This is a genomic window from bacterium, assembly GCA_024228115.1.
Classification (GTDB): Bacteria; Myxococcota_A; UBA9160; order UBA9160; family UBA6930.
On the sequence record JAAETT010000625.1, the window covers coordinates 1 to 751 of the forward strand.

Sequence of the window (751 nt, forward strand, 5' to 3'; positions counted from 1 at the left end):
GCAGCTCCATAGGTGACACATGGCTATACTACCAAAACCAAAGCATGACGGCTTTAAAGTTGGACCTAACAAGTTAGATCAAAACAAAATAAGCACATTAGCTGCTGAAGGTTTTGAAGCTGAAGATATCAGCCAACGTTTAAAGATAAAGTTAGAGTCAGTGCAGAGCTTTATGCCAAAACCTAAAGCAAAACCAAAATCAAAAGTAGTAACCAAACCAAAAAGAGAGGCGTAAATAATGGCTAGTACTGTTGACATTTGGAATTTAGCCTTAAACCTTGTCGGCGGTTCTTTCGTTGTCGATCCATTAGAAGAGTCTACAGAAGCAGACCTTTGCAGGCTCCATTATCCATACGCGCTTGAGTTCGTTTTAGAGTCGCGTGATTGGAACTTTGCAACAAAAAGAATTGAAATTGCAGAGTCTGCCAATGTAGAGCCTGTTTTTGGTTTTACCTCATCCTTTAAAATCCCTACTGACTGCGCAAGAGTTGTTGAAGTGTGGGACAACAAGCGCGGAAATCAAAATACAAGATATACAAACAATGATTTGCAGTGGCAGCAAGAAGGTGAATATATTTCCGCTAACACTTCTGACCAAGTATGGGTTAAGTATATCGAAAAGGTAGAAGACCCGAACCGCTTTACATCATCATTTATTACCGCATTATCTACTTACATGGCTTATAGATTGGCTATTCCTGTTGCAGAAAACAGAGCGCTTAAGGCTGATTTGATAGGCGAATATAACGCA

Annotated in this window: 2 protein-coding genes; both read left to right on the plus strand. The window is 39.9% G+C overall.

All coding sequences use genetic code 11. The annotated features are described in order from the left end of the window. The first annotated feature begins 19 nt into the window (after positions 1–19). Positions 20–235: a hypothetical protein gene (locus GY937_26135; GenBank protein ID MCP5060195.1), complete on the plus strand. Its 216-nt coding sequence runs from the start codon at positions 20–22 to the stop codon at positions 233–235. A 3-nt stretch (positions 236–238) separates the two neighbouring features. Beyond that, positions 239–751, plus strand: a 513-nt coding sequence (locus GY937_26140) for a hypothetical protein (protein MCP5060196.1), incomplete at its 3' end; no start/stop codon positions are given.